Consider the following 23,494-nt stretch of genomic DNA (forward strand, 5'->3'; position numbering starts at 1 on the left):
AGAATTAAAAAAACACATAAGCATATAGAAAAAATATAGATTTTAAATCCCCTCTAAATACACAACTAACTCATTATCAGTACACATGTTCATTTTCTTTCTCAATAAATATTTTTTACTCAATACACTCTCATAGGATATACTAATAAGACTTGCTATTTCTTTATTACTTAGATTAAGCTTAATTAAAATTAAAAAATCGATATCTTTCTTGGTCAAATTAGGATAATCTTGTTTAACAACTTTTATAAAATTAGGATGCATATTAGTAAACTTAATCTGGAATTCATTCCAATAATCTTCATTATCAAAATAGCTGTCAACATTTTTTATGATTTTGTCTATTAGTTTATTATCTTGAATTAATTGATTTGATTTAAAAAAATCGACTAATCGTGATTTAATTTGAAATTTTTTAAGCTGTAGCGCTGTCAACTCTCGCTCTTTCATTTCAACTAATTCTGATTCTATTTTCAATTTTTCTTCAAGAAGCTTCTTTGTATTTTGATGCCATTCTTTCTCCTGCTCCAGTTGAATTAATTTAAGCTGTTGAATTTTACTCTTCTTTTTATATTTATCAACAATGTAATACGACACGACAATTAAAAAAATAATGATTAAAACAGTCATCCATTTTTGAAGATTAGCATTGGTCAATTTCAGTTCTAAATTTTTATTTTTTTGAATCTCATTTTTTATATTATATTGATTAAGCTTTTTTTGTAGTTTTTCAAAAGTGTTTTGTCTTCTCTTTCATCATATAATTCCTCTAATTTTTTTAAAATTTTATATTCCTCAGCACTATTTCCTTGTTTATTTTTGACAATTGCTAACGTTTTATAATAAAATATTTTTTCTTGTAAATTTGCTCCCTCTATTATCCTTTCTTGATCTAATTCTAAAATTTTATCAATCTCATTATACATATTTAAATCAATCAAATTTTTCAAATAAAAAACAAAAATTTCTGTTGATAAATAAGGCATTTTATCATACATAAATTCAAAAGATTGCTTTAAAAAAGGTAAGGATTTGTTTAATTCATTTCTTTTGTAGTAAAATTTACCTATTCTACTCAAACATAAATTTTCGTTTCTCTTATCTGAAACTTTTTTAAAACCAGAAAGGGCTTCATTAAAATATCTTAATGCATTACTATTATTTAACTCACTATAACATTCTCCGATATTCATCAAAGCAACATACTTGTTTTGAATGTTATTTTCAATATCCTTACTAAAATAAGGCAAAGTCATCTTATAATACTTAATAGCATCATCAAAATCAGCTATATTGAATAATATATTTGCATGTCTAAGCTTCTGAATACTAATCAATTTTTCATCTTTAAATTTCTCTAATTTTTGAATCAAATCAGAAGAAATATCCAATGCCATACTATAATCTGACATACTATAATAAACAGAGCTGATTTCACTTTCTACTTTAAAAATGTTTTTTTTATCCTCCATTGACTCATAGATTTTTTTTGCCTTTGTATAATTGGTTATAGCATAATTGAAATCTCCAGCCATTTTTTGAGTATTCGCTATATTACTTAAAATATTAGCTCTAGTTCTCTTTGAAATTTTTTTATCGAATGTATAAGATTTATTAAAATACCAAATAGCCTTTCTATAATTACCAGTAACTGCATAATAAATACCATAATTATTATAAGCCTTTGAAACTAGACTATCAGGCATTTTAGATAATACTAAAATTGAATCCAAATATTGCCTAGACAATTCAGGCTGAGAAAATTGGACTTTTACAAACTCATCATAAAGTTTCTTATATCTCGAATTACTTTGTGCCAAAGAAATTGAAACAAAAAAGAAAGATACACAAATACTTAACCACTTATTATACATAGCAATAACTTTTGATTTAAAATCAAAGATATTAAAAAATGACCTCTTTTTTTAAATTACCCATAAATATCCAATTAAATTAATTAATGAATAAAAGACAATTAGAGTTGACTAACATAAACAAAAAAACACCCGCAAAACATTTTGCAGGTGTTTGATAATTAAAAGTTATTTTAATATAAATCTAAAAAGATTAATCTACTTTAAAGGCAACTCTTCTAACAAGCTGTCTCGCTAACTTAGAGTTCTTAGGCACTGAATTATCTTCGCCTTTAACCACTAATTTCAAACGATTAGGATCAATTCCAGAACGAACCAACATCTCCATAACACGCTGTGCTCTTTTTCTTGAAAGAGCTAAATTATAATTTGCATCCCCCATTTCATCTGCATATCCAATAACTTCAGCTTTAGCATCAGGATTAGCATTCAAATATTTAATTAAAAAATTAATAGCAGATATAGTTCCTGTAGTAATGGTAGTATCATCAAAATCAAAGAACACATTTACATACTGACCATTAATCATTTGTTTCATTTGAGCACTAGAATACTCTCCAGTTGCTAAGTTATTAATAGTAGTTTGTAAATCACCATATTTATTATTGATATAAGTCTCAAGTTCATCTGGAACACCATTATTATTGATATCTACAGCTCTACCTTTAGTATCTACAGCCACACCACCAATAGTATTATTTTCAACGTCTAAATAATCAGGAACTCCATCTTTATCCGTATCGTTCATCATAATTTCTAATTCTTCAACACGAGCCAATAAATCTTTATATTCGTCTTTCACATTTAAATTTTCCCAATACCAGTCTGCATGACGTTCTTTTTTCCCTAAATACAAAGTCAACCCTAAAGTTGTTGAATGTACCAAACCGGTTCTACTTAAACTTGGATCTACTTGCGACATACCATCTAAAGCCAAATGATGCGTATAATTAGTTGTCATCGTATAATCTAAATTAAAAGCTAAACGATCGGAAACTTTAATCAGTGCTGTAGCTCCCGCCAAAAAACTGAATATATTATCATAATTGTTAAAAGTAGAAGTACCTGGACCTTCTAAAAACGAAAAACCGGGACCTAAATGTATTTGCAAACCAAAAGTTTCCGTAAATTCTTCCCAATTAAAGGCACGATGAATATTCATCACCCCTTGAAAACTGGTACGATACATATTGTTACTAAAATCAGGACTACCCGAATCAGCAGTAAAATTATCATAACCAAAATCCCACATTACCCCAAACTTGGTATTGAACATTCTACGAACATTCAAATCAAAATGATTGAACTCCGGTTTGGTAAAATAATTAGGAGTAGTAGCGTAATAGCCATCCGTAAAAGGACGAATACCTATATTAGTACCCACATTCAAGTTGACTGACCAACGATTGTAGTTTTTTTCACGATCTTTAGGATGCACCGTATCAGAAACTGTCTTGTTAATTACCTTATTTGGAATGTAAACAGAATCTCTTTTTTCAGAATCAGTTGTTTCAACAGCTTCTTTTTTTTCAGGTCTAGTTTCTGAATCTTTTTGTTCCTGTGCTATACCAAGCGAAAATACAAGAAGAGATGAAAAAACAAAATACTTTTTTAATAAATTCATAAGAATGATATTATTTTTTTATAGTTAGCAAAATTAATATTTTTTTTTATATAGTTAACAACTTATATAAAATTAAACAAAAAAGAACTTTTTCTTAACCCATCACCCATCACCCATCACCTATCACCCATCACCCATCACCCATCACCAAAACCTCTCAAAAGAATCTCTCGTAATTTTCTTAGTTGAAAAAACATAGGATACTTTAAGACCAATAGCTGAATAAAAAGAAGCACCTTTCGTTGTAAAATCAGATGCATGCCCTAATCCTACATGAGCATTAAATAAAAAGTTGGGGTATAAATTACGTTGGATCCCCCAATGCACTTCATATAACATCATATTACTTAGAGGAGTTTTATGGTCAAACAAACGTTGTGTGAGAAATTTATTTTGAAGTGCAAAATAACTACCCTCTCCATTACGTGTGGGTAATTTTTTTGCCGCTCGAACATAGCGATTGTAATAATATTTCAACTCCGTTTTAAAATAAAAAGCCGGATTCAGAAAACTTTTTTTAAACTTCATTGTATTATTGATTACTTGCCCACCAGAAGAAAAGCCGAGCCCCGAATCCAAAGACAATACGTTAGAAACAGGAATTTCATAATTAGCCCCCAACCCTAATACAGAAAACTCGGCTTTTTGTAAAAAAGGCAATGCAGTAGTGTCAGCAACAAAATCTTGCGATTTAACTACATTGACACATAAAATAAAAATTACAAGTGTAAATTTAGTAAAATTCATATTTAATTAATGTGTTATTACAACAAAGTTAAACTAATTTTAATTACCAATTACATTAAACACAAAAATTTACAAGAAAAATATGTATAACCCGTTGGGTGTAATTATTTGAAGTGAAATAAATTGGATAAATTTTTTTTCAATATACTGATTTTCAGTATCTTGAAGTCAAAAAATAACCAACATTTATGACAAATATAGTTAAAATTATTTAAGAGTTTTAGAAGTTATAAGTTCTTTGAATTTTGAGTTAGATTTTAAATCAGGAATTGGCAGAAAGTAAAAAATGTCTGATTTAGAAGTAGTTGCCTTGAGTTTAACAGCAGAATTTATGCCAATTGATAGTGAAAATTCACTTTTCAAACAGCTACTTCCAGGTGAAATTCCTAATTTAATTGAGCGTAGTCAATTTAACAAAAGACGTAAAAAGATGTTTTTGTTTTCTGAAGAAGTTCGAACTAAACTAGCATGTAAATTTTTGGAATTTGAAGACTATTTTGTTGTGGACAGCATGCCTTTAGAGATTTGTAAATTTTCAAGACATAACAGGATAAAAATCTGTAAAGACGATTTTGAAACAGCACCTTCCAAAGGTTTTTGTACTTCTCAAAACAATTGGTTCTTCGGATATAAACTTCATGGTGTTTGTTATGTTTCTGGTGTTTTTCATTCGTTAGACATTACAAAAGCAGAAGTTCATGATGTTCATTTCTTGAAAAACATAAAGCAACAAATATCTGATTGTGTGCAGCTTGGAGACAGAGGTTATTTATCTGAAAGTATTCAGCTAGATTTATTTCAATCTGTAAATATTAAATTGGAAACACCAAAAAGAATGAATAAGGTGAATTATAAACCACAACCGTATGTTTTCAGAAAATCCAGAAAAAGAATAGAGACATTGTTCTCTCAATTATGTGACCAATTTTAATTAGAAGAAATTATGCTAAAACTTTTGAAGGTTTTAAAACTCGAATTCTAGCCAAAAAACAGCATTAACTCTAATTCAATATATCAATAAATTTATTTTTAATAGACCAATAAACAAAATAAAAAATCAATTAATTTAATTTCACCCAACGGGTTAATATTAAATCTTATTCAACAATATTTTTTAAAATAAATTTTTTTTTTTTAACTTTGCAAAGATATTTAATAATAAAAAACTTTATGAAGTTATTTTACAAAATTATGACAGCAGTAATACTGCTTAATAGCTATTCATTATTTTCACAAGCTGTGTTTACGAGTCAAGCCACTGGTCAATGGAATACAGCGAGCACATGGACATATACAGGGACAGATGCGGATGGTATTCCAGATGCAGATGATGATGTGATAATAAGAGCACACTCAATTACTGTTTCTGTAAATTCATTTTGTAATTCATTAAAATCCGAACCCTTAGCTAATAACACAGTTGGATTAACTTCCAATACATCTTCTTTAAATACTAATTCAGCTGTATTGACAATTAATAGTGGTAGAATTTTAACCATTACAAACGATTTTACTGTAGAACCGAATTCTTCTAATAGTCATACATCTGTTTTGAATGGCCCTGGTTCTATTCAAGTTGGATCCATTAATGTAGGAAATGATATGACACCTGTTGGTGTAAGTAGAACAACAACTTTAGCTTGCAGAACAAATTTAATTCTAGAAGTAAATGGAGATGTTAATTTATATTCAAATATCCAAGGAGGTCTAAATAATAGAGCCACTTTAAGGCATGACTCAGGAACAATAACAATTAATGGTCAACTAATTATGACCCAAGAAAGTAATGGAACCAGCACGCAATATACTAGTAACATTGCTACAAGAACAGGCACTCTAAAACTTACCAATTCAAATCCATTCATTTTTAATATGCTTGGCGGAACTCAATTAACACAACTTGTACCAGTTTTTACAGGATGTACCGTTGAATATAGTCCAAATGGAAATGGATTAGAAATTTACAATACAACCTATAGAGATTTAAAAATAAATTCAAACTATGATGTTATAAGCTCTGGTTTTAACATTAATACTAATGGAAATTTATTTTTGATAAAAGGAAACTTGCTAGGAGATTACACGTTAAGTACTGGATCTACAATCACAAGAAGTGGTGGAACAGTTAATAGTTCGCCATCAATTGTTGACGGAGCAACATATAATTTAGTCTATTCACAACATACTGCTCGAATAAATACAGGTTTAGAATTAATTGAAGATGTTTCAAAATTAGAAAAATTAACGTTGAGTTCTACAAATGGTGTAGAAATAAACAAAACAATTTACCCAAATCAATTAGTTGTAACTACAGCAGGTTCAATTACTGGCACAGGAGACGTAAGAGTTAAAACATTGTTTGATGTTACTGCAGCAGTTTCATTCAATACTGGAGGCATCATTACATTAGTTTCAAGTATTGCTAATACCGCAAGGGTTGCTCCATTAACGCTAAATCCAACTATAACTGGCAATGTAAATATTGAACGTTATTTACCAAATGCAGGTAGAAAATGGCGATTACTTACTGCTCCAGTTAAAGGAAGTAGTAATAATTCAGTTTATTTTAATTGGCAAAATAATGGAGTTTCAATAACAGGATATGGAACTGACATTTGGGGTCCTTCAGGAAACCTAGCTTCAAATGGCTTGCAATTAATAAATAATTCAAGCCATAGTTTAAGAAAATTTAATAACACTACTGGAACTTGGTCAAACGTTACAAATACATTTAATGAGCCTTTATTTGGTGGTTCTATTAACAATGGATTTCTGATTTTTGCTACCCATCCATTTGGCAATGCTACTGATGGCAATGGAAATGTAAACCCAATTAATCCACAAATTACAACAACCTTAAAAGCATCTGGCGCTCTAATTACAGGGAATGTTGTGTATTCGAATGTATCACCTAATACCTATTATTTAGTTGGAAACCCGTATGCAAGCCCGATAGATTTTGCATCAATATTAAACGATGCTTCAAATAGTGGTATTGGTAAAAAAATATGGTATATAGATCCTACTTTAGGTTCATATGGAGCTTATGTTACTTGGGATAGTGTAAATGGATATAGTGATACAGGCTCTACACGTTATCCTTCAACTATCTTACAATCAGGTGAAGCTTTTTTTATAAAAGCAGATACTTCAACTTCAACTTTGACAATAAAAGAAACTCATAAAACTACTATTAATACAAACAATGTTATCAATAGAGTAGCTTCTACAATTTCATCGGAACGTATAAGAATTTCGCTTCACAAAGAAGAAGATAATATTTGGAATAAAAAAGATGCTGTTGTCGCTGGTTTTTATCAAGGTGGCAATAATATATACGACATTGATGATGTAACAAAATTATCTAATCCATCAGAGACTATTGCATTTTACACGGATTTAAAATCATTATCATCAGAACATAGGGCTCCTATTCAAAATAATGACTTTTTAACTATTAGAATAACAAATACAACCGTTAATTCAAATTATAAATTAAAACTTTATACTGAAAATTTTACATTTTCTGGACAAGCTTTTTTACAAGACCTATATTTAGGAACCTTATCAGAAATTAATTTAGATGGTACTATCTATGAATATCCTTTTCAGGTTACAAGTGAAGCTCTAAGTACAGGTAATCGTTTTAAAATTGTTTTTCAAGCATCTGCTCTAAGTAACGAAGATTTTAATGTATCAGGAGTTAAAATGTATCCAAATCCTACAACTTCAGAAAATGGTATTTTTGTATCTTTTCAAAATGATAATAATGAGCAATTTGAATACAAAATATTTAATTGCTTAGGGCAATTAATCCAAAATAATTCATTAATTATGAACGATAATACTGGTAAAATTAAATTCGAAAACAAATTAAATCAAGGAGTTTACTACATTAACATATATGATGTTAACCAAAATTTAAAATTTTCAAAATCAATATTAATAAACTAATTAAACATATATGCTGAAGAATATTTTTTTTACGATATTATTTTTATTTTCTGTATCGTCTTTTGCACAAGATGAATTTGATCCTGGTTTTGGTGATGAAGGTGGTGGTGATGCAGCAGATGCACCTGGTGCGCCTATTGATGATTTGATTATTCCTTTGTTATTTACTGGAATATTGACAACAATTTATTTTGTTAATAAAAAAGAAAGACAACTAAAACAAAATTAAATTCAACTTAAAAAAAACGCTGTAATTTGCATTACAGCGTTTTTTTTTTTTATTTTTATAGAGCAATTTATTGTTGTGCCTAATTTTATAGGTATGCCTTGCAAACACCCCAAATGTTTACTTAAAACAAACTGCTATGATAAAAGCTACTAAAACACTTCAAAGTACATTGATTATTTTTCTTTTCATTGTATTCTATTCCGAAGTAACTTTCGGAAATATCTTAAACGCACAGTTTACCACCAATCCTGCAACTGTAAGTGGTACCGTAACTATATGTAAAACTCAAGCAGTAGTATTTACAGATAGCTCAATAGGAACACTATCCAGCACAAGCTATAACTGGCAGTTTACCGGAGGTTCAACAACCATAGCAACCACAGCAGGTCCTCATGCGGTAACCTACAACACACCTGGAACCTACACCGCCTCTTTAACGCTAGATAATACATATAGCTACAGTATTACGGTAGTAGTTACTAATAACCAACCCAGTGCTCCCTCCATTGCCTTAGTAGATGGAAATTTTTGGGCGGCAGCCGTATATAATAGTCAAAATTATTTTACCTATTGCAGCAATGATGCTACCATTGCAGGTGGTTTGTTTTCATTTACCAGCCAATCGACACAAACCAATTCCAGTACTCAACATATTTTTGACTGGGGAGATGGAACCACAGATACTTACACAGGAACAAATCTTGGGGAAACGTTTCATTTTTACGCGTCAGCAGGTTACTATACATTAACGTATACCGTTGTACTATCAAATGCTTGTAGTAGTACACGAATTTATAATTTATATATTGGCGCTATACCAACCGCAACCATAAGTGCTGTGGGAATTCCAACGCTATGCAACCCCGGAAGTGTTACCTATGACCTGTTAATTGGAGCACAAAATACTCCCGGTACTACTTATACATTTCAAGTAAATGACGGAACACCACCTGTAATTTTTAATCACCCACCACCAGCAACAATTACACATCAATTTTTAGATAGTTCATGCGGAACTACTTCAAACATCAATAGTACAGTGTACCCAAATTCCTACCAAGCTTCTATAACAGTAAACAATCCATGTGGTAATAGTACTAATGCTGTAGGTCCAATAAACATCCAATCAGCACCAGTAGCAAATTTTACAAGAACTCCAAGTGAAAACATTGTTTGTGAAGGAACAACGGTAGCAATACGTGATACAACAGAAGGAGGATACAATATTGGAGGTCCTCCAACATATACATGTACACAAACCTATAGGAAATATTGGACAATTTCAGGTCCAGCAGGAATAATCGCTACGAGTACCGGAGGGATTTTAATTGCAAATCCCTATATTAGTTGTTCGAATAATTTTGGTTATAACAACAACCAACCCAATAATCCTGGTGCTTGGTTACCAACAGCCTCTAATGTATTAAACGTAACATTTTTATTACCAGGCAATTACACTATTAATTTTTATACAGGTTCAAATTCTTGTGGAATTAGCACAACAACACAAACCATATGTGTTACACCAAGAGTTATTTCAGATTTTAGCTTTTCTAACAACGTAAATTGCGCTCCTGCAACCCTAACGGCGATAAATACTTCAAGTACACCAGGATGTGGTAACTCAATTAATTATAATTGGACTATCACACCAAGCAATCCAGATAATTGCCCAAATTATAATGCAAGTGGCTGGTCATTTACAAGCGGAAATGCTACATCAGCCACACCTGAAATAATGATAAATACACCCGGAATTTATGAAATAGCTTTAACATCTTCTTTAGCCATTCCAACGGCTGGAGCATTGTGTGCCCAAAATACAAAAACCGAAATAATTACAATAGCTGGCAAACCAATAACATCTCTTACGCCTGAAACAATATGTCAGGGTGAAACTATCACATTAAATCCAACAGTATTTAATTGTTATGCAACAAATCCTGTAAGTTATACATGGGACTTTGGGTTAAACACACCAACTACAATTTCAAGTAATAACGCTGCTGCACCTGTAATGACTTTTAACACTCCTGGAGTATACAATTATACTTTAACCATATCAAATGAGTGTGGCAGCAATAGTTATAATAGTAGTATTACAGTGGTTCCAAAAGTAACAGTTGTAGCAAATGGTGTATCTGCAACTTGTGTAAATACAAGTATTCAATTGAACGGAACTATATCGGGTGGAAGCACAACAGGTACATGGACATCTTCTATAATGGGGGGTACATTTGTACCAAATGCAAATGAATTAAATCCAACTTATGTACCACCTTTAGACTTTATCGGAACCATTACATTTACCCTTACATCAGATGCTCCAACAGCACCATGTACAATAGTTTCAGAAACATTTAGTACTACATTCAATTCTGACGCAACAGTTAACACTGGAAATTACGATCCGATATGTGAAAACTCCAGCATCCAACTAAACGGAAATTTTGGAGGAGCTGCAACTTCAATAACATGGAATGATTCGGTTGGAGGAGTTTTTTCTAACAGTAATAGTATCAATAGCACATACACACCACCGCCAGGATACTTAGGAAACATAGTATTAACACTAACGACTAATGACCCACTAGGCCCTTGTGATGCTGTATCTGAGAGCACAACTATCGAAGTTATTCCAATACCATCTGTTAATAATGTAGCGGATATTTTTAGTTGTGACAACACTGCAATAATGCCTATTAACTTTACAGGAAATAATGCCAATGTTTTCACATGGACAAACTCTAATACTAATATTGGCTTACCTACTAATGGAACTGGAGATATTAGCTTTGTAGCTTCAAATACAACAAATAGTACTATTTCAAGCACCATTACAGTTACTCCCTTTAACAATGTTAGAACTTCTTTTTGTAATGGAAACCCAATAACATTTAGCATTTCAGTAAATCCAAGACCACAAGTAAACTTAGTAAGCAATAAAACGTATTGCAATGGAGACATCACTACACTCATTGAATTTACAACATCTAATTTAGATGGCAACACAACTTATGAGTGGACAAATGATAATACAGCTATAGGGTTACCTTCAAATGGAACAGGTAATATTACTTCATTTAATGCAACTAATACATCAAACAGTCCAATAGTTAGCATAATTAGTGTAACACCAACTTACACAAATAACGGCATAAGTTGTAGAGGGAATACAATGGAATTCACAATTACTGTAAACCCAACGGCACAAGTAAATCCAACACAAAATAAAACCTACTGTAATAACGAAGTAATTAATACGATCACATTTGCTTCATCTAATATAGGTGGAACAAATAGTTATGAATGGACAAATGATAACCCAACTATAGGACTTGCCACATCTGGAACTGGAGACATCAATTTTACTACTTCAAACAATACAATTGGCCCACTTATAGCGAATATTACTGTTACGCCAATATTTACAAACAATGGAATTTCATGTAATGGCAGTAGTGAAACATTTACGATTACAGTTAACCCAACCATTCAAATTAATCCTATTAGCGATCAAACACTTTGTAATGGTGATAATACAAGTACAATTCAATTTTCAACAAATACAAGTATTGGAAATACAATATTTAACTGGACAAATGACAATCCAAACATTGGTTTAAGTGCGAATGGAATTGGAAATATTGATAGTTTTGTCGCAATTAATAACACGAATAGTCCCATAACTGCAACTATTAGCGTAACACCAACCTTTACCTATAACGGAATAAATTGTAATGGAATCACTGAAGAAATTAGAATCACAATAAATCCTACTGCTCAAGTAAACCCAATTACAAATAATATAGTTTGCCAAAATTCGTCAACTACTCCAATTCAATTTACAACAAATAATTTGATGGGGATTACAACTTATCAATGGACAAATAACAATTCAAATATTGGTTTACCATCAAGTGGAAATGGTAACATACCAAGTTTTATAGCCATTAATACCACAACAGCGCCTATTACAGCAACAATTACTGTAACTCCATATTTCACTAATAACGGTATCACTTGCAGTGGAAATAGTGAAACTTTTACTATTACTGTTAATCCATTAGCACAAGTAAATCAACCAATAGACCAAGTAGTGTGCAATGGTACCAACACCAATGCCATTATTTTTTCAACATTAATTACACAAGGAATTACTACATATGAATGGACAAACAATACACCATCTATTGGCCTAGCTACAAGTGGAACTGGAGATATAAATGCTTTTACAGCCTTAAATCCAACTCAAAACCCAATTACAGCAACAATAACAGTCACACCAACTTTCACTTATAACGGCATAAGTTGCATAGGAAACAACATTCAATTTACTATTACTGTTAACCCAAGTCCTGAAATCTTATTTTCCCTACCTAATCAAACCATTTGCTCACAAGAAAACACAGCTGAAGTAATTTTATCAAGCTCTGCAGCAAATATAAATTTTTCTTGGACTACAACACAACCTGCAGGTATTGAAGGGGTAATAACATCAGGTACAGATAGTATCCCAATACAGAATTTAATAAATTTAACAAACGTTCCTATTACTGTTACTTATGAAGCTTATGCAAGCACTAATGATTTAAATGCGTGTCAAGGATTAGCTTATTTCTACTCTGTAACAGTTAATCCAAAACCAAATTTAATCAACGAAGATATTTTACTATGTAGTGAACAAACATATATTTTTTCACCCACTAATGGTGTTCCTAATGCTACTATTATTGTACCATCCAATACAAATTATAACTGGATAATTACACCAAATTCAAATATTTTAGGCGCAAGTAATGGTTCGGGTAGTGAAATAAATCAAACATTGACAAACACAACAGCAACACCTCAAACCATAACGTATATAGTAACACCAGAGACTAATGGCTGTATAGGAAATGATTTCACACTTAATTTCTTGGTATTACCAAAACCAGATGTATTATTTAACATCCCTAATCAAACGTTATGTAATGGCAGTACTTCATCGCCTATAGAATTGTATTCAACAATTCCAGGTAATTATACTTATATTTGGAATACAACAATTCCAGCTGGCATTTCAGGGGCAATAAGTAATGGTACTGGAAATATCCCAAGTCAAACTTTACAAAATAATACAAATTTACCATTAACCATAACGTATGAATCATATGCTATATTTGATAATTTAGGATCTTCTTGTACAGGTCCTATAAGTACTTATGAGATAACAGTAAATCCATCGTTCTCGGCTTCTAGTACTATTTCAAATTATAATGGATATAATATTAGTGGATTTGGTGGCAACAATGGATTTATTGAATTAGAGATATTTGGAGGTTCCGGTAGTTATAATTACAATTGGACGGGACCTAATGGCTATGTAGCTGTTACTGAAGATGCATATAATTTAATTGCAGGAGACTATATGGTTACAATTAATGATGGCATATGTCCACCCATAATTTTAAACTTTAGTTTAAACCAACCAGATGAATTACTGGCAATTAATAACAATAGTGCACTAACAAATGTAGATTGCTTTGGAACTGCAACAGGCACTTTAGGAATTTCAATTACACAAGAATCTGTACCTCCTTATACATTTATAGTCAATAACAATGGAAACGTAATTCAAACCATTACAAATTCGTACAGTTCAACTCCTACTTTTAATGGGTTAAGTGCAGGAATTTATGATATTCAAATCATTGATGCTAATGGAAATACTAAAACCATTTCTAATTTAGTCATTTCTGAACCTACTGAATTAATAGCAACTACAACTGCTACTCAGATAAGTTGTTTTGGTTCAAATGATGCCAGTATAACACTATCAATTATCGGGGGAACACCTCCTTATAATATCAATTGGAGTAACTTTGCAACAGGTACTCAATTAAATAACTTAGGAGCAGGAACTTATACAGCAATAGTTACAGATGCTAAAGGGTGTGTTAAAATTGTACAAACAATTATCAACGACCTCCCTGTGTTTATGTTACAACCTGTTGTGAATCAAATTAGTTGTTTTGGACAAACCAATGGAAGTATAGATTTAGGATTAATTGGGGGTCAAGCACCTATTACAGTAACTTGGAATGATGGAAGCACCGCAGGATTAGTTAGAAATAATTTATCTGAAGGTATTTATACCGCTATTATAACAGATGGAATGGGATGTACAATACAAAGAACATTTGCAATTACCGCACCACAAATCCTAATAATAGATGGCATAGTTCAAAATGATTTAAATTGCTCATCAAGCAACTCCGGAAGTATTAATTTAATACCTTCAGGTGGAACACCTCCTTATCGCTTTAATTGGTCTAACGGAGCAACAACAGAAGATCTTATTAACATAACTAGTGGAAATTATTCTGTCATAGTAACAGACTCACGAGGCTGTAGTGTTGTAGGACAATACAATGTATTTAGACCGCAACCACTTTTAGTAAATTTAACACGAGTACAAAGAGTAAATTGTGATAATGGAGAAGTCTACAATGATTTTGAAGCAATTGTAAGTGGAGGTGTACCTCCATATCAAATAAATTGGAGCAACGGAACTCCATCTGGACAGTTTAACCAATTCATGACAACAACTCAGAATGGATTAATTTCGGTAACTGTGATTGATGGATATTCGTGTTCAAACTCGGCAAGCTATACCATTTCAAATCCTGAAATAGGAACTTCATTATTCACACAAAATGCTTTTGGATATACAGCTCTAGGTTATTATGCTATCGAAGACCCTATACAATTTACAAATTTATCCACTGGAACTCCTATAAGTTACATTTGGAATTTTGGTGATGGTACTTTTTCAAATGAAGAAAACCCAACACATATTTATATGACAGAGGGAAATTATGATGTAACTCTTACAGTAACCTACGAATTGGGTTGCGTTAGTACGTTTACATTAAATTTAAACATAACAAAAGGATATAAATTGATTGTACCCAATGGATTTACAGCTAACAACGACACTATTAATGATAATTTTGCACCAGCATTCGAAGGTTTGAAATCGTTACAATTAAGTATTTATGACAGTTGGGGAAATTTGATTTTCTTTGAAGAAGGTGACAATTTAGCGGGATGGAACGGAACCATAAACAATATCCCTGCAGAAAACGGAAATTATTATTACAAATTAAGCGCAAGTACGTTTTTTGGTAAAAAAATCGAACAAAATGGAGCTTTTGTCTTACTTAAATAATCAAAACTATGAAATTAAAAGCAGTAATATACAGTATATTCATAGGATTATTAAGTACATCTATAAAAGCTCAAGATCCTATTTTCACCCAATATTTTTTAGTACCAGAATCTATCAATCCCGGTTTTACAGGATTTTTAGAAACAACGAGTGCTGGTGTTATGCACCGCACACAATGGACCAGCTTACAATATAAAATGGATACTAACTACGCTTATGCAAGCACATGGTTAGAAAACAGCAATAGTGGCATTGGTGTAACTTTTCTTAATCACCGTGAAAACTTCACAGGGTATAATTTTTTACAAGCAAATATTAATTATGCTTATCGAATAGATTTAAATTACGAATGGTATTTTAGACCCGGAATTGAAGTTGGCTATGGAAGCAAAAGCTTTGGCTTTCAAAATTTATTATTAAGAGACCAAATTAACATCAGTTCAGAAACCATAAATCCAATAAGTATTGATCCATTACAACTAAACAATAGAATTCATTTTATTGATATTTCAACAGGTTTATTATTCTATAAAGACAATATGTGGATTGGGACAGCTGTAAAACACCTCAACAAACCTAATATTGCTATGGCAGAAGAGGGAAATATTCCTTTAGAAATGTTTTACAATATTTCGGGTGGATATGAATTTGATTTTGGCCAAGTAATAACTACTTTTTTACCATTAGAAACTAGAATGATGGTTACCGCCAACTTCATGAAACAAGGACAATACAATCGATTAGATGTAGGAGGCTCCTTCATCTTTAATCATTTTACCATAGGAGTTACAACGGCATTAAATCCAATGAAAAAAGCAGACAATAGTCACACCTTAACTTCGGTAAACTTGTTTAGTGGATTAAAATATGAGAATTTTAAATTCGGATTTTCCTATGACGCAAACACCTCCAAGATAGGTAATACTGGAGGTGTTTTCGAACTAGGATTAGTATATCAATTTGATGTTGATGCTAGAAATTGTTTTGGCTGTCCTGGATACTAAAGTATTAACCAATTTTATTATAATGAAAACCTATTGCATTCATTTTTTTTGCATCTAAGATGTTTCTTCCATCAAAAACAAAGGCAGGTTTTAACATGGCATCATAAATTTTTTGCCAATCATATTCTTTAAACTCATCCCATTCTGTTAACACAGCAATTGCGTGAGCATCTTTACAAGCATCATAAGGATTATCATACACATGAACACCCTGTAAATTGGCAGCTTCAGAACGAGTCTCCAAATAATTCAAATCAGATTGAATTTGAACTGCATCTACTTTTGGATCATAAACATGAATAGAGGCTTGCTCATTTAACAAATCATCAGCAACATAGATTGCTGCAGATTCACGGGTATCGTTTGTATCTTTCTTAAAAGCCCATCCTAAAAACGCTATCTTTTTCCCTGAAACAGTGTTATACAACGTTTTAACGATATTTTTAGCAAAACGTCTTTTTTGATGATCATTCATAATAATGACCTGTTCCCAATAATCCGCTACTTCATTTAATCCATAAGACTTAGCAATATAAACTAAATTTAAAATATCTTTTTGAAAACAAGACCCTCCAAAACCTACTGATGATTTTAGAAATTTAGGCCCAATTCTACTATCCATACCGATAGCTCTTGCCACTTCATTTACATCAGCACCCGTTTTTTCACATAATTCACTTAATGCATTTATAGAAGAAACACGTTGCGCTAAAAAAGCATTAGCCGTTAATTTTGACAATTCAGAAGACCAAACATTTGTAGTTAATATATTCTCTTTTGGAACCCAATTTGCATAAACTTCTACCAAAAGATCTATAGCTTTTTGTCCTTCAGGAGTAGTGTCTCCACCAATTAAAACGCGATCAGGAGCTAATAAATCTTCTACAGCTGTTCCCTCTGCCAAAAACTCTGGATTTGACAAAATTTGGAAATTAACTCCGTTACCCGTATGATCTAATATGTTTTTTATGGCACTAGCTGTACGAACTGGCAAGGTAGATTTTTCTACCACAATTTTATCATTTTTAGCTACACGAGCAATTTGACGAGCACATAATTCAATATATTTTAAATCGGCTGCCATACCCTTTCCTACTCCATATGTTTTTGTAGGCGTATTAACAGATATAAATATCATATCAGCAGCATCAATTGCAGCATCAACATCGGTAGAAAAAAATAAGTTTCTTCCTCTCGCCTCTGCTACAACATCACTAAGTCCAGGCTCATAAATGGGTATTTTGTTTACATCTGGATCATTCCAAGCCGCAATTCTTTTTTCGTTCAAATCCACAACTGTCACTTTAATATGTGGACATCTTTGAGCTATTATTGCCATTGTAGGTCCACCCACATAACCCGCTCCAATACAACAAATATTTTTAACCATCTCTTTAGTTTGATTTTTTAATGTTATTAGCTTATATTTTCAAAAGTAAAATTACTACTTTTTTTATTTTAATTTTGTTTAAAGTTGTTTAATAGCTTTTTCAAAAGGTATTCTATGTAATAAACTTCTACCAAGTGTTACTTCATCAGCATATTCTAATTCATCTCCCACAGCAATTCCCCTAGCAATAGTTGAAATTTTAATATCCAAATCCTTAATTTGTTTGTAAATATAAAAATTAGTCGTATCCCCTTCCATTGTTGAACTTAATGCAAAAATAATTTCAGCAACATTTCCTTGTTTTACTTTATCAACTAACGAAGAAATCTTTAATTGACTTGGCCCAACACCTTCAATTGGAGAAATTTTCCCGCCTAAAACATGATAAACTCCTTTAAACATTCCTGTATTTTCCAATGCCATCACATCTCGAACATCTTCCACCACACAAATTATCGATTTATCACGAGAAGGATTAGAGCAAATCCCACAAATATCAGCATCCGAAATGGTATGACATTCTTTGCAGTATTGAATATCATTTCGCATGACAGTTAAAGCTGAAGATAAAACTTCAGTTTGCTCAGAAGGTTGTTTTAATAAATGTAAAACCAAACGCAATGCCGTTCTTTTACCAATTCCTGGTAATTGAGCCATTTCATTAACCGCGTTTTCCAATAATTTTGATGGTAATTCCATTTAGCAAAAGTAAAAAAAAGTTGGGAGATGTAAGTTGGAAGTTGGGAGTTTTCCGAAAATAATTACAAATGAATTTTCTTTAAGCTTATTTCAACAAACTTCTATCTTTTTGCTATTTTAGCACATTCAAAAACCAATATATGACTTCAGGAACTATTTTAACCATTATCATTATCTACTTCGGAATTCTGATTTTAATTTCAAATTTTGTTAGTAAAAAAGATAGTAGTAACGATGCTTTTTTTAAGGCGAATAAAAATGCAAAATGGTATTTGGTTGCTTTCGGGATGATTGGCACTGCGCTTTCTGGCGTGACTTTTATTTCTGTTCCTGGTGAAGTTGGGAATCCTGATTTGCAATTTAAATATTTTCAGTTTGTATTAGGAAATGCTATAGGTTTTCTCATCATTGCCACCGTTTTACTTCCACTTTATTATCGAATGAACTTGACTTCGATTTATAGTTATATCGAACAGCGATTAGGTGTAGTAAGTTACAAAACTGCCGCGACTATTTTCTTGATTAGTAGAACTATTGGTTCGGCATTTCGCTTGTATTTAGTGGTGATTGTTTTACAACGTTTTGTTTTTGATGATTTTGGAGTTCCGTTTGCGGTTACGGTTTTAATTTCATTAGCGTTGATTTTTGCCTACACCTATCGTGGCGGCTTGAAAACCATCATTATTACCGATACTTTACAAACGTTTTTCTTAGTTTCATCCGTATTTTTGACGATTATTTTTATTTGTAATAGTTTAGATTTAGGATTTGTTGATGCTTTTGAAACCGTTAAAAACAGTAATTATTCTAAAGTCTTTTTCTATGAAGATTATTTAAAGGGTAATTATGTTTGGAAACAAATTTTAGGCGGTATCTTCGTAACCATCGCTATGGTTGGATTAGACCAAGATTTGATGCAAAAGAACTTAAGTTGTGCTAACATTGGTGAAGCCCAAAAAAACATGTTCACTTTCACTGGAATTTTTGTAATTATCAATATTTTCTTCTTGAGCGTTGGCGCTTTACTTTATTTATATGCAGAGAAAAATGGCATTTCAGTTCCTATGGTTGATGGTGTAAAACGAACCGATTTATTGTTCCCAGAAATTGCTTTTAATCATTTGAATATTATTCCGGCAGTTGTTTTCTTACTAGGATTAACAGCCGCAACTTTTGCTACAACGGATTCTGCTTTGACTGCTTTAACCACTTCTTTTTGTGTAGATTTTTTAGGAATGGATAAAGCAGAAAATCAAAATAAGTCCAATGCTGTTAGAACGCGTCATTTTGTGCATGTTGGATTTTCTATATTGATGTTTTTTGTAATTATCATCTTCAATTCATTGAATGACAAATCAGTAGTAACCATGATTTTCAAAGTCGCAAGTTATACTTATGGACCGCTTTTAGGATTGTATTCGTTTGGATTGTTTATGAAATCAAAAACCGTTCACGATAAATTAGTCCCAATTATTTGTGTTATTTCTCCATTGATTTGCTTTTTGTTAGCCAAAAATTCGGCAGCACTTTTCGGAGATTACGTAATTGACAACGAATTAATTATCGTAAACGGCATTATTACTTTTGTTGGCTTGTTGTTAATCAGTAAACCTGCTACAAGTCAAACTAAGTTTTAATATTGATTAGTTGTCAATAAAACTAAGGTACAAGCTACTTCATATTTGATATTATTAGCTTCTAATACTTTATAAAATTCAGGATTTTCAGTTCCCGGATTAAAAATAACGCGTCTTGGTTTTAACGAAAGAATGTAATCATAATATTCCACTTGAGCTTTTGGGTTAAGATATAAAGTCACTGTATCCACAGCATGAAAATCTAATTTTTCTGTTTCGATTGGAATATCAAACGCCATTCCTTTTTTAGCTCCAATGGCTACTACTTGATGACTTTTATCTACTAAACTGTGAATGGCTTTATACGAATAACGCTCTTTATTTGTGGAAGCTCCTATAACTAATGTTTTCATTTTATTTTTTATTTAGAAATCTAAAGTTACGATAAATAAACAAATAATAAAAATTTGCTAAAGTCTGATTTCGAAACCTTTTTTGAAGTAATTTTAAACAAAAATGCTTTACAATATTTCATACAAAGAGTTAAAAATTGAAAGAGAAATCAACGAATTAGTTGGAAAACCTTTCACTATTTTAGAAAGCATAAAAAAAGGAGGCATTGGTTCTCCAAAATTATTTATCACCCGTTGCAGTTCGACTATTTACGATTTATTACACGTTAATAACTCGGCTAAATTCTGCAATATTGAATTACGTCCAAAAGGCATTTTAATTGGATTTCAATCCCGATTAGATATTTATGTCTTGGCGATTCCTTTTTACAAATTAGTTATTTTCAAACCGGGCGATTCTATTACTTTTCATGTTGATCATCATTACATTTCGGTTGATTATTCTAAAAACACAAAAAATATTGAGAGTTTCATCAAAAAAATGGAAGTTGAAAAACTAAAAGCAACTCCTTATTCCCCTTTGGATGCCTATTAAAAAACTCCTTACTTTGAGTAAACCTAAAAGTAAAGAAGATTTATTTTTGATTCGTAAATAAAATAATTACCTTGTATTAAATTTGCAAAAAAAACAATGGAATTATTTATTTATTTATTCGCTGCCCTGTTTTCGGTATTAAACCCAATTGGAACCGTTCCTATTTTCGTAGCTTTAACCGAAGGTTATACGAGTGCTGAACGAGCAAAAGTTTCTTTAATTACCAGTATTAACGTTTTAATCATCTTGTTGATTTCGTTTTTTATTGGGCAATACGTATTGAGTTTCTTCGGCATCACAATTACAGCTTTACGAATTGCAGGTGGAATCATTATTACCAGCTCAGGTTTCGGATTATTGAATGGAAATTTCAGCAAAAGCAAAGGAATCAATAAAAAAGTGCAAAAAGAAGTTCAAAACAGAACGCACATTGCCCTTACTCCTTTAGCTATGCCAATGTTGGCCGGACCTGGTTCGATTTCATTACTTATTGCTTATTATCAAGAACACAATACAACTACTGAAATCATAATTTCAACAATTTCAATTACTGTAGTTGCTGTTACTATTTATTTAGTTCTTAGAAGTGCTCATTATTTAGCTAAATTACTCGGTTCGTCTGGAATTGTTGCTATTTCAAGAATTATTGGATTCCTAACCATTGCTATTGGTATTCAGTATATTATTAGTGCGGTTTTGAGTATTGTTAGAGGCATTTAATTCAACTTCTTAAATAAAAAAATCCCAAATTCCGAATCATTCTGAATTTGGGATTTTTTATTTTGTTTAAAATTATATTATTTCTTTAGTTCTCGATACAATTTTAAAAAGCAAAATTTGCATTTTTACTTTTTAAAATCACTCGAAATGACGGTAATACTATTCTCTTGGCAAGAAAATTTCTGCCATCATACAACGAGCACTTCCACCACCACAAGCTTCAATAGTATCTAAGCTTGAACTTACGATAGTTACATGTTCTTCTAATTGTGTAATTTGCTTTTTAGTCAAACTTTGGTGAGCTGAGGCACTCATGATTAAATACCTTCTATCATCATTGCCTTTTACTTCTAACATATTCCCAGCGAAGTTATTCACTTGGTCTTCCGTGATTAGAATCACTTCCTTTTCATCACCTTTCAAGCTATCTAAGACCATTTTGCGTTCTTTTTTATCGTCGATACAATCGGCACAAATAACAGCAAAAGTTTCGCCCACGCACATAATTACGTTCGTGTGATAAATATGTTTTCTTTCACCGTTTACCGTTTGAAAAGCTTCAAAAATCACGGGAGTAAATTCAAAATCTTCACAAAATTCGATGAATAATTCTTCGTCTGCTCTTGGAGATAAAGCACAATACGCTTTTCCGTTGGCTCTATCTAAAACGATACTTCCTGTTCCTTCTAAGAAAATATCATCATCTTCAGCCGAAGTATAATCCATAATCTCATTGATTACAAATCCTTTTTCTTCTAAATGATCTAAAACATCTTCTCTTCTTTCTAAACGGCGATTTTCGGCAAACATGGGATATAAAACGACATCTCCATTTTCATGAAATGAAATCCAGTTGTTTGGAAAAATACTGTCTGGCGTATCTGGGCTTAATGTATCTTCAACTACCACCACATTTAAACCTATCATTTTAAGCTTTTGCACAAAAGTATCAAACTCTTCCTGAGCTTTTGCATTAACCGATGCTGGTGTTAAATTATCCAATACCTTTTGGTAATAATTGTTCACCGCAGTTTGTTCGTTCATACGGAATGCAACCGGACGAATCATTAATATAGAATTAGTTGTTTGGTTCATGTTTTTCTTCTTTATTTTTTTTTGATAAATCGTATTTTTTGATTACGACATTATTTTTATTTGGATTCTTAGTATTCTTTACAACATATACTATTGCACTAACTACAATTATTGGAAAAACCACATAAAAATAGATTGTAGTAAGCATAACTTAATCTCTAATCAAAGGCAAAGTTGAACATCGTAACAAACCTTCTTGCTTTGCAATTTCGGCATACGGAATTTCTTCTACTGTAAATCCGTTTTCGCGTAACCAATTGTTTAATCTGGTGAAGTTTTTTTCAGAAACTACTACATCTGGAGCGATTGAGAAAACATTTGAATTCATATGATACATTTCTTCTCTTTCGATGTGAAATAGATTTTCTTTTCCGAATAAATTCACTAAAAACATATAATCGGCTTCTTCACGGAAAC

16 protein-coding genes and 1 pseudogene are annotated in these 23,494 nt (G+C 31.7%); 8 read left to right on the plus strand and 9 right to left on the minus strand.

The genetic code is table 11. The features are described from left to right. Positions 1-42 precede the first annotated feature (42 nt). The 4 genes from Q0075_RS08555 to Q0075_RS08570 all read right to left on the minus strand — a co-directional run bounded on the left by Q0075_RS08555 (position 43) and on the right by Q0075_RS08570 (position 4,245). Positions 43-630: a helix-turn-helix transcriptional regulator gene (locus Q0075_RS08555; protein WP_297869160.1), complete on the minus strand. Its 588-nt coding sequence runs from the start codon at positions 628-630 to the stop codon at positions 43-45. Positions 631-695: 65 nt separating this feature from the next. Next, on the minus strand, positions 696-1,874 hold the full coding sequence (locus Q0075_RS08560) for a tetratricopeptide repeat protein (RefSeq protein ID WP_297869161.1): 1,179 nt from the start codon (positions 1,872-1,874) through the stop codon (positions 696-698). A 193-nt stretch (positions 1,875-2,067) separates the two neighbouring features. Further along, on the minus strand, positions 2,068-3,498 hold the full coding sequence (locus tag Q0075_RS08565) for an OmpA family protein (RefSeq protein ID WP_297869162.1): 1,431 nt from the start codon (positions 3,496-3,498) through the stop codon (positions 2,068-2,070). Positions 3,499-3,642: 144 nt separating this feature from the next. Beyond that, the gene (locus Q0075_RS08570) at positions 3,643-4,245 is read right to left on the minus strand and encodes a hypothetical protein (RefSeq protein ID WP_297869163.1); all 603 of its coding nucleotides are present in this window, start codon (positions 4,243-4,245) and stop codon (positions 3,643-3,645) included. Positions 4,246-4,531: 286 nt separating this feature from the next. Here Q0075_RS08570 and Q0075_RS08575 point away from each other — a divergent pair. The 5 genes and pseudogenes from Q0075_RS08575 (at position 4,532) to Q0075_RS08595 (ending at position 16,648) form a co-directional block, all read left to right on the plus strand. Beyond that, positions 4,532-5,315 (plus strand): annotated as a pseudogene (locus Q0075_RS08575) (IS982 family transposase). 121 nt (positions 5,316-5,436) lie between these two features. Further along, a complete protein-coding gene (locus tag Q0075_RS08580) occupies positions 5,437-8,199 on the plus strand; it encodes a T9SS type A sorting domain-containing protein (RefSeq protein ID WP_297869164.1) in 2,763 nt (920 codons plus the stop codon). A gap of 10 nt (positions 8,200-8,209) precedes the next feature. Further along, a complete protein-coding gene (locus tag Q0075_RS08585; RefSeq protein ID WP_297869165.1) occupies positions 8,210-8,428 on the plus strand; it encodes a hypothetical protein in 219 nt (72 codons plus the stop codon). A 136-nt stretch (positions 8,429-8,564) separates the two neighbouring features. Next, complete coding sequence (locus tag Q0075_RS08590) at positions 8,565-15,644, plus strand: PKD domain-containing protein (RefSeq protein ID WP_297869166.1); 7,080 nt, start codon at positions 8,565-8,567, stop codon at positions 15,642-15,644. An 8-nt stretch (positions 15,645-15,652) separates the two neighbouring features. Further along, positions 15,653-16,648 carry a PorP/SprF family type IX secretion system membrane protein gene (locus Q0075_RS08595; RefSeq protein WP_297869167.1) on the plus strand — a complete coding sequence of 332 codons (996 nt, stop codon included), beginning with the start codon at positions 15,653-15,655 and terminating at the stop codon, positions 16,646-16,648. 4 nt (positions 16,649-16,652) lie between these two features. On the opposite strand, the gene Q0075_RS08600 is transcribed toward Q0075_RS08595, so the two are convergent. Together Q0075_RS08600 and recR are read right to left on the minus strand one after the other, a co-directional pair. After that, a complete protein-coding gene (locus Q0075_RS08600) occupies positions 16,653-18,038 on the minus strand; it encodes a UDP-glucose 6-dehydrogenase (protein WP_297869168.1) in 1,386 nt (461 codons plus the stop codon). 78 nt (positions 18,039-18,116) lie between these two features. Further along, positions 18,117-18,737, minus strand: a complete 621-nt coding sequence (recR, locus tag Q0075_RS08605; protein ID WP_297869169.1) for a recombination mediator RecR — start codon at positions 18,735-18,737, stop codon at positions 18,117-18,119. A 140-nt stretch (positions 18,738-18,877) separates the two neighbouring features. On the opposite strand from recR, the gene Q0075_RS08610 reads away from it, so the two are divergent. Next, on the plus strand, positions 18,878-20,374 hold the full coding sequence (locus tag Q0075_RS08610; protein ID WP_297869170.1) for a sodium:solute symporter: 1,497 nt from the start codon (positions 18,878-18,880) through the stop codon (positions 20,372-20,374). On the opposite strand, the gene Q0075_RS08615 is transcribed toward Q0075_RS08610, so the two are convergent. Further along, positions 20,371-20,727 (minus strand): CoA-binding protein, encoded by a 357-nt coding sequence (locus tag Q0075_RS08615; protein ID WP_297869171.1) that lies wholly within the window; start codon positions 20,725-20,727, stop codon positions 20,371-20,373. The two genes, Q0075_RS08610 and Q0075_RS08615, sit on opposite strands and share 4 nt — an antisense overlap. A gap of 103 nt (positions 20,728-20,830) precedes the next feature. Between Q0075_RS08615 and Q0075_RS08620 the strand changes: the two genes are divergently transcribed. Continuing rightward, positions 20,831-21,262 (plus strand): hypothetical protein, encoded by a 432-nt coding sequence (locus Q0075_RS08620; protein WP_297869172.1) that lies wholly within the window; start codon positions 20,831-20,833, stop codon positions 21,260-21,262. Positions 21,263-21,358: 96 nt separating this feature from the next. Continuing rightward, complete coding sequence (locus tag Q0075_RS08625) at positions 21,359-21,982, plus strand: MarC family NAAT transporter (RefSeq protein WP_297869173.1); 624 nt, start codon at positions 21,359-21,361, stop codon at positions 21,980-21,982. 159 nt (positions 21,983-22,141) lie between these two features. On the opposite strand, the gene ctlX is transcribed toward Q0075_RS08625, so the two are convergent. Together ctlX and Q0075_RS08635 are read right to left on the minus strand one after the other, a co-directional pair. After that, positions 22,142-23,077 (minus strand): citrulline utilization hydrolase CtlX, encoded by a 936-nt coding sequence (gene ctlX, locus Q0075_RS08630; protein ID WP_297869174.1) that lies wholly within the window; start codon positions 23,075-23,077, stop codon positions 22,142-22,144. A gap of 151 nt (positions 23,078-23,228) precedes the next feature. Next, positions 23,229-23,494 (minus strand): arginine deiminase family protein (locus Q0075_RS08635; RefSeq protein ID WP_297869175.1); only part of this gene is annotated, 266 nt, incomplete at its 5' end.

The sequence above is a fragment of the uncultured Flavobacterium sp. genome, from assembly GCF_937967675.1.
Taxonomy (GTDB): Bacteria; Bacteroidota; Bacteroidia; order Flavobacteriales; family Flavobacteriaceae; genus Flavobacterium.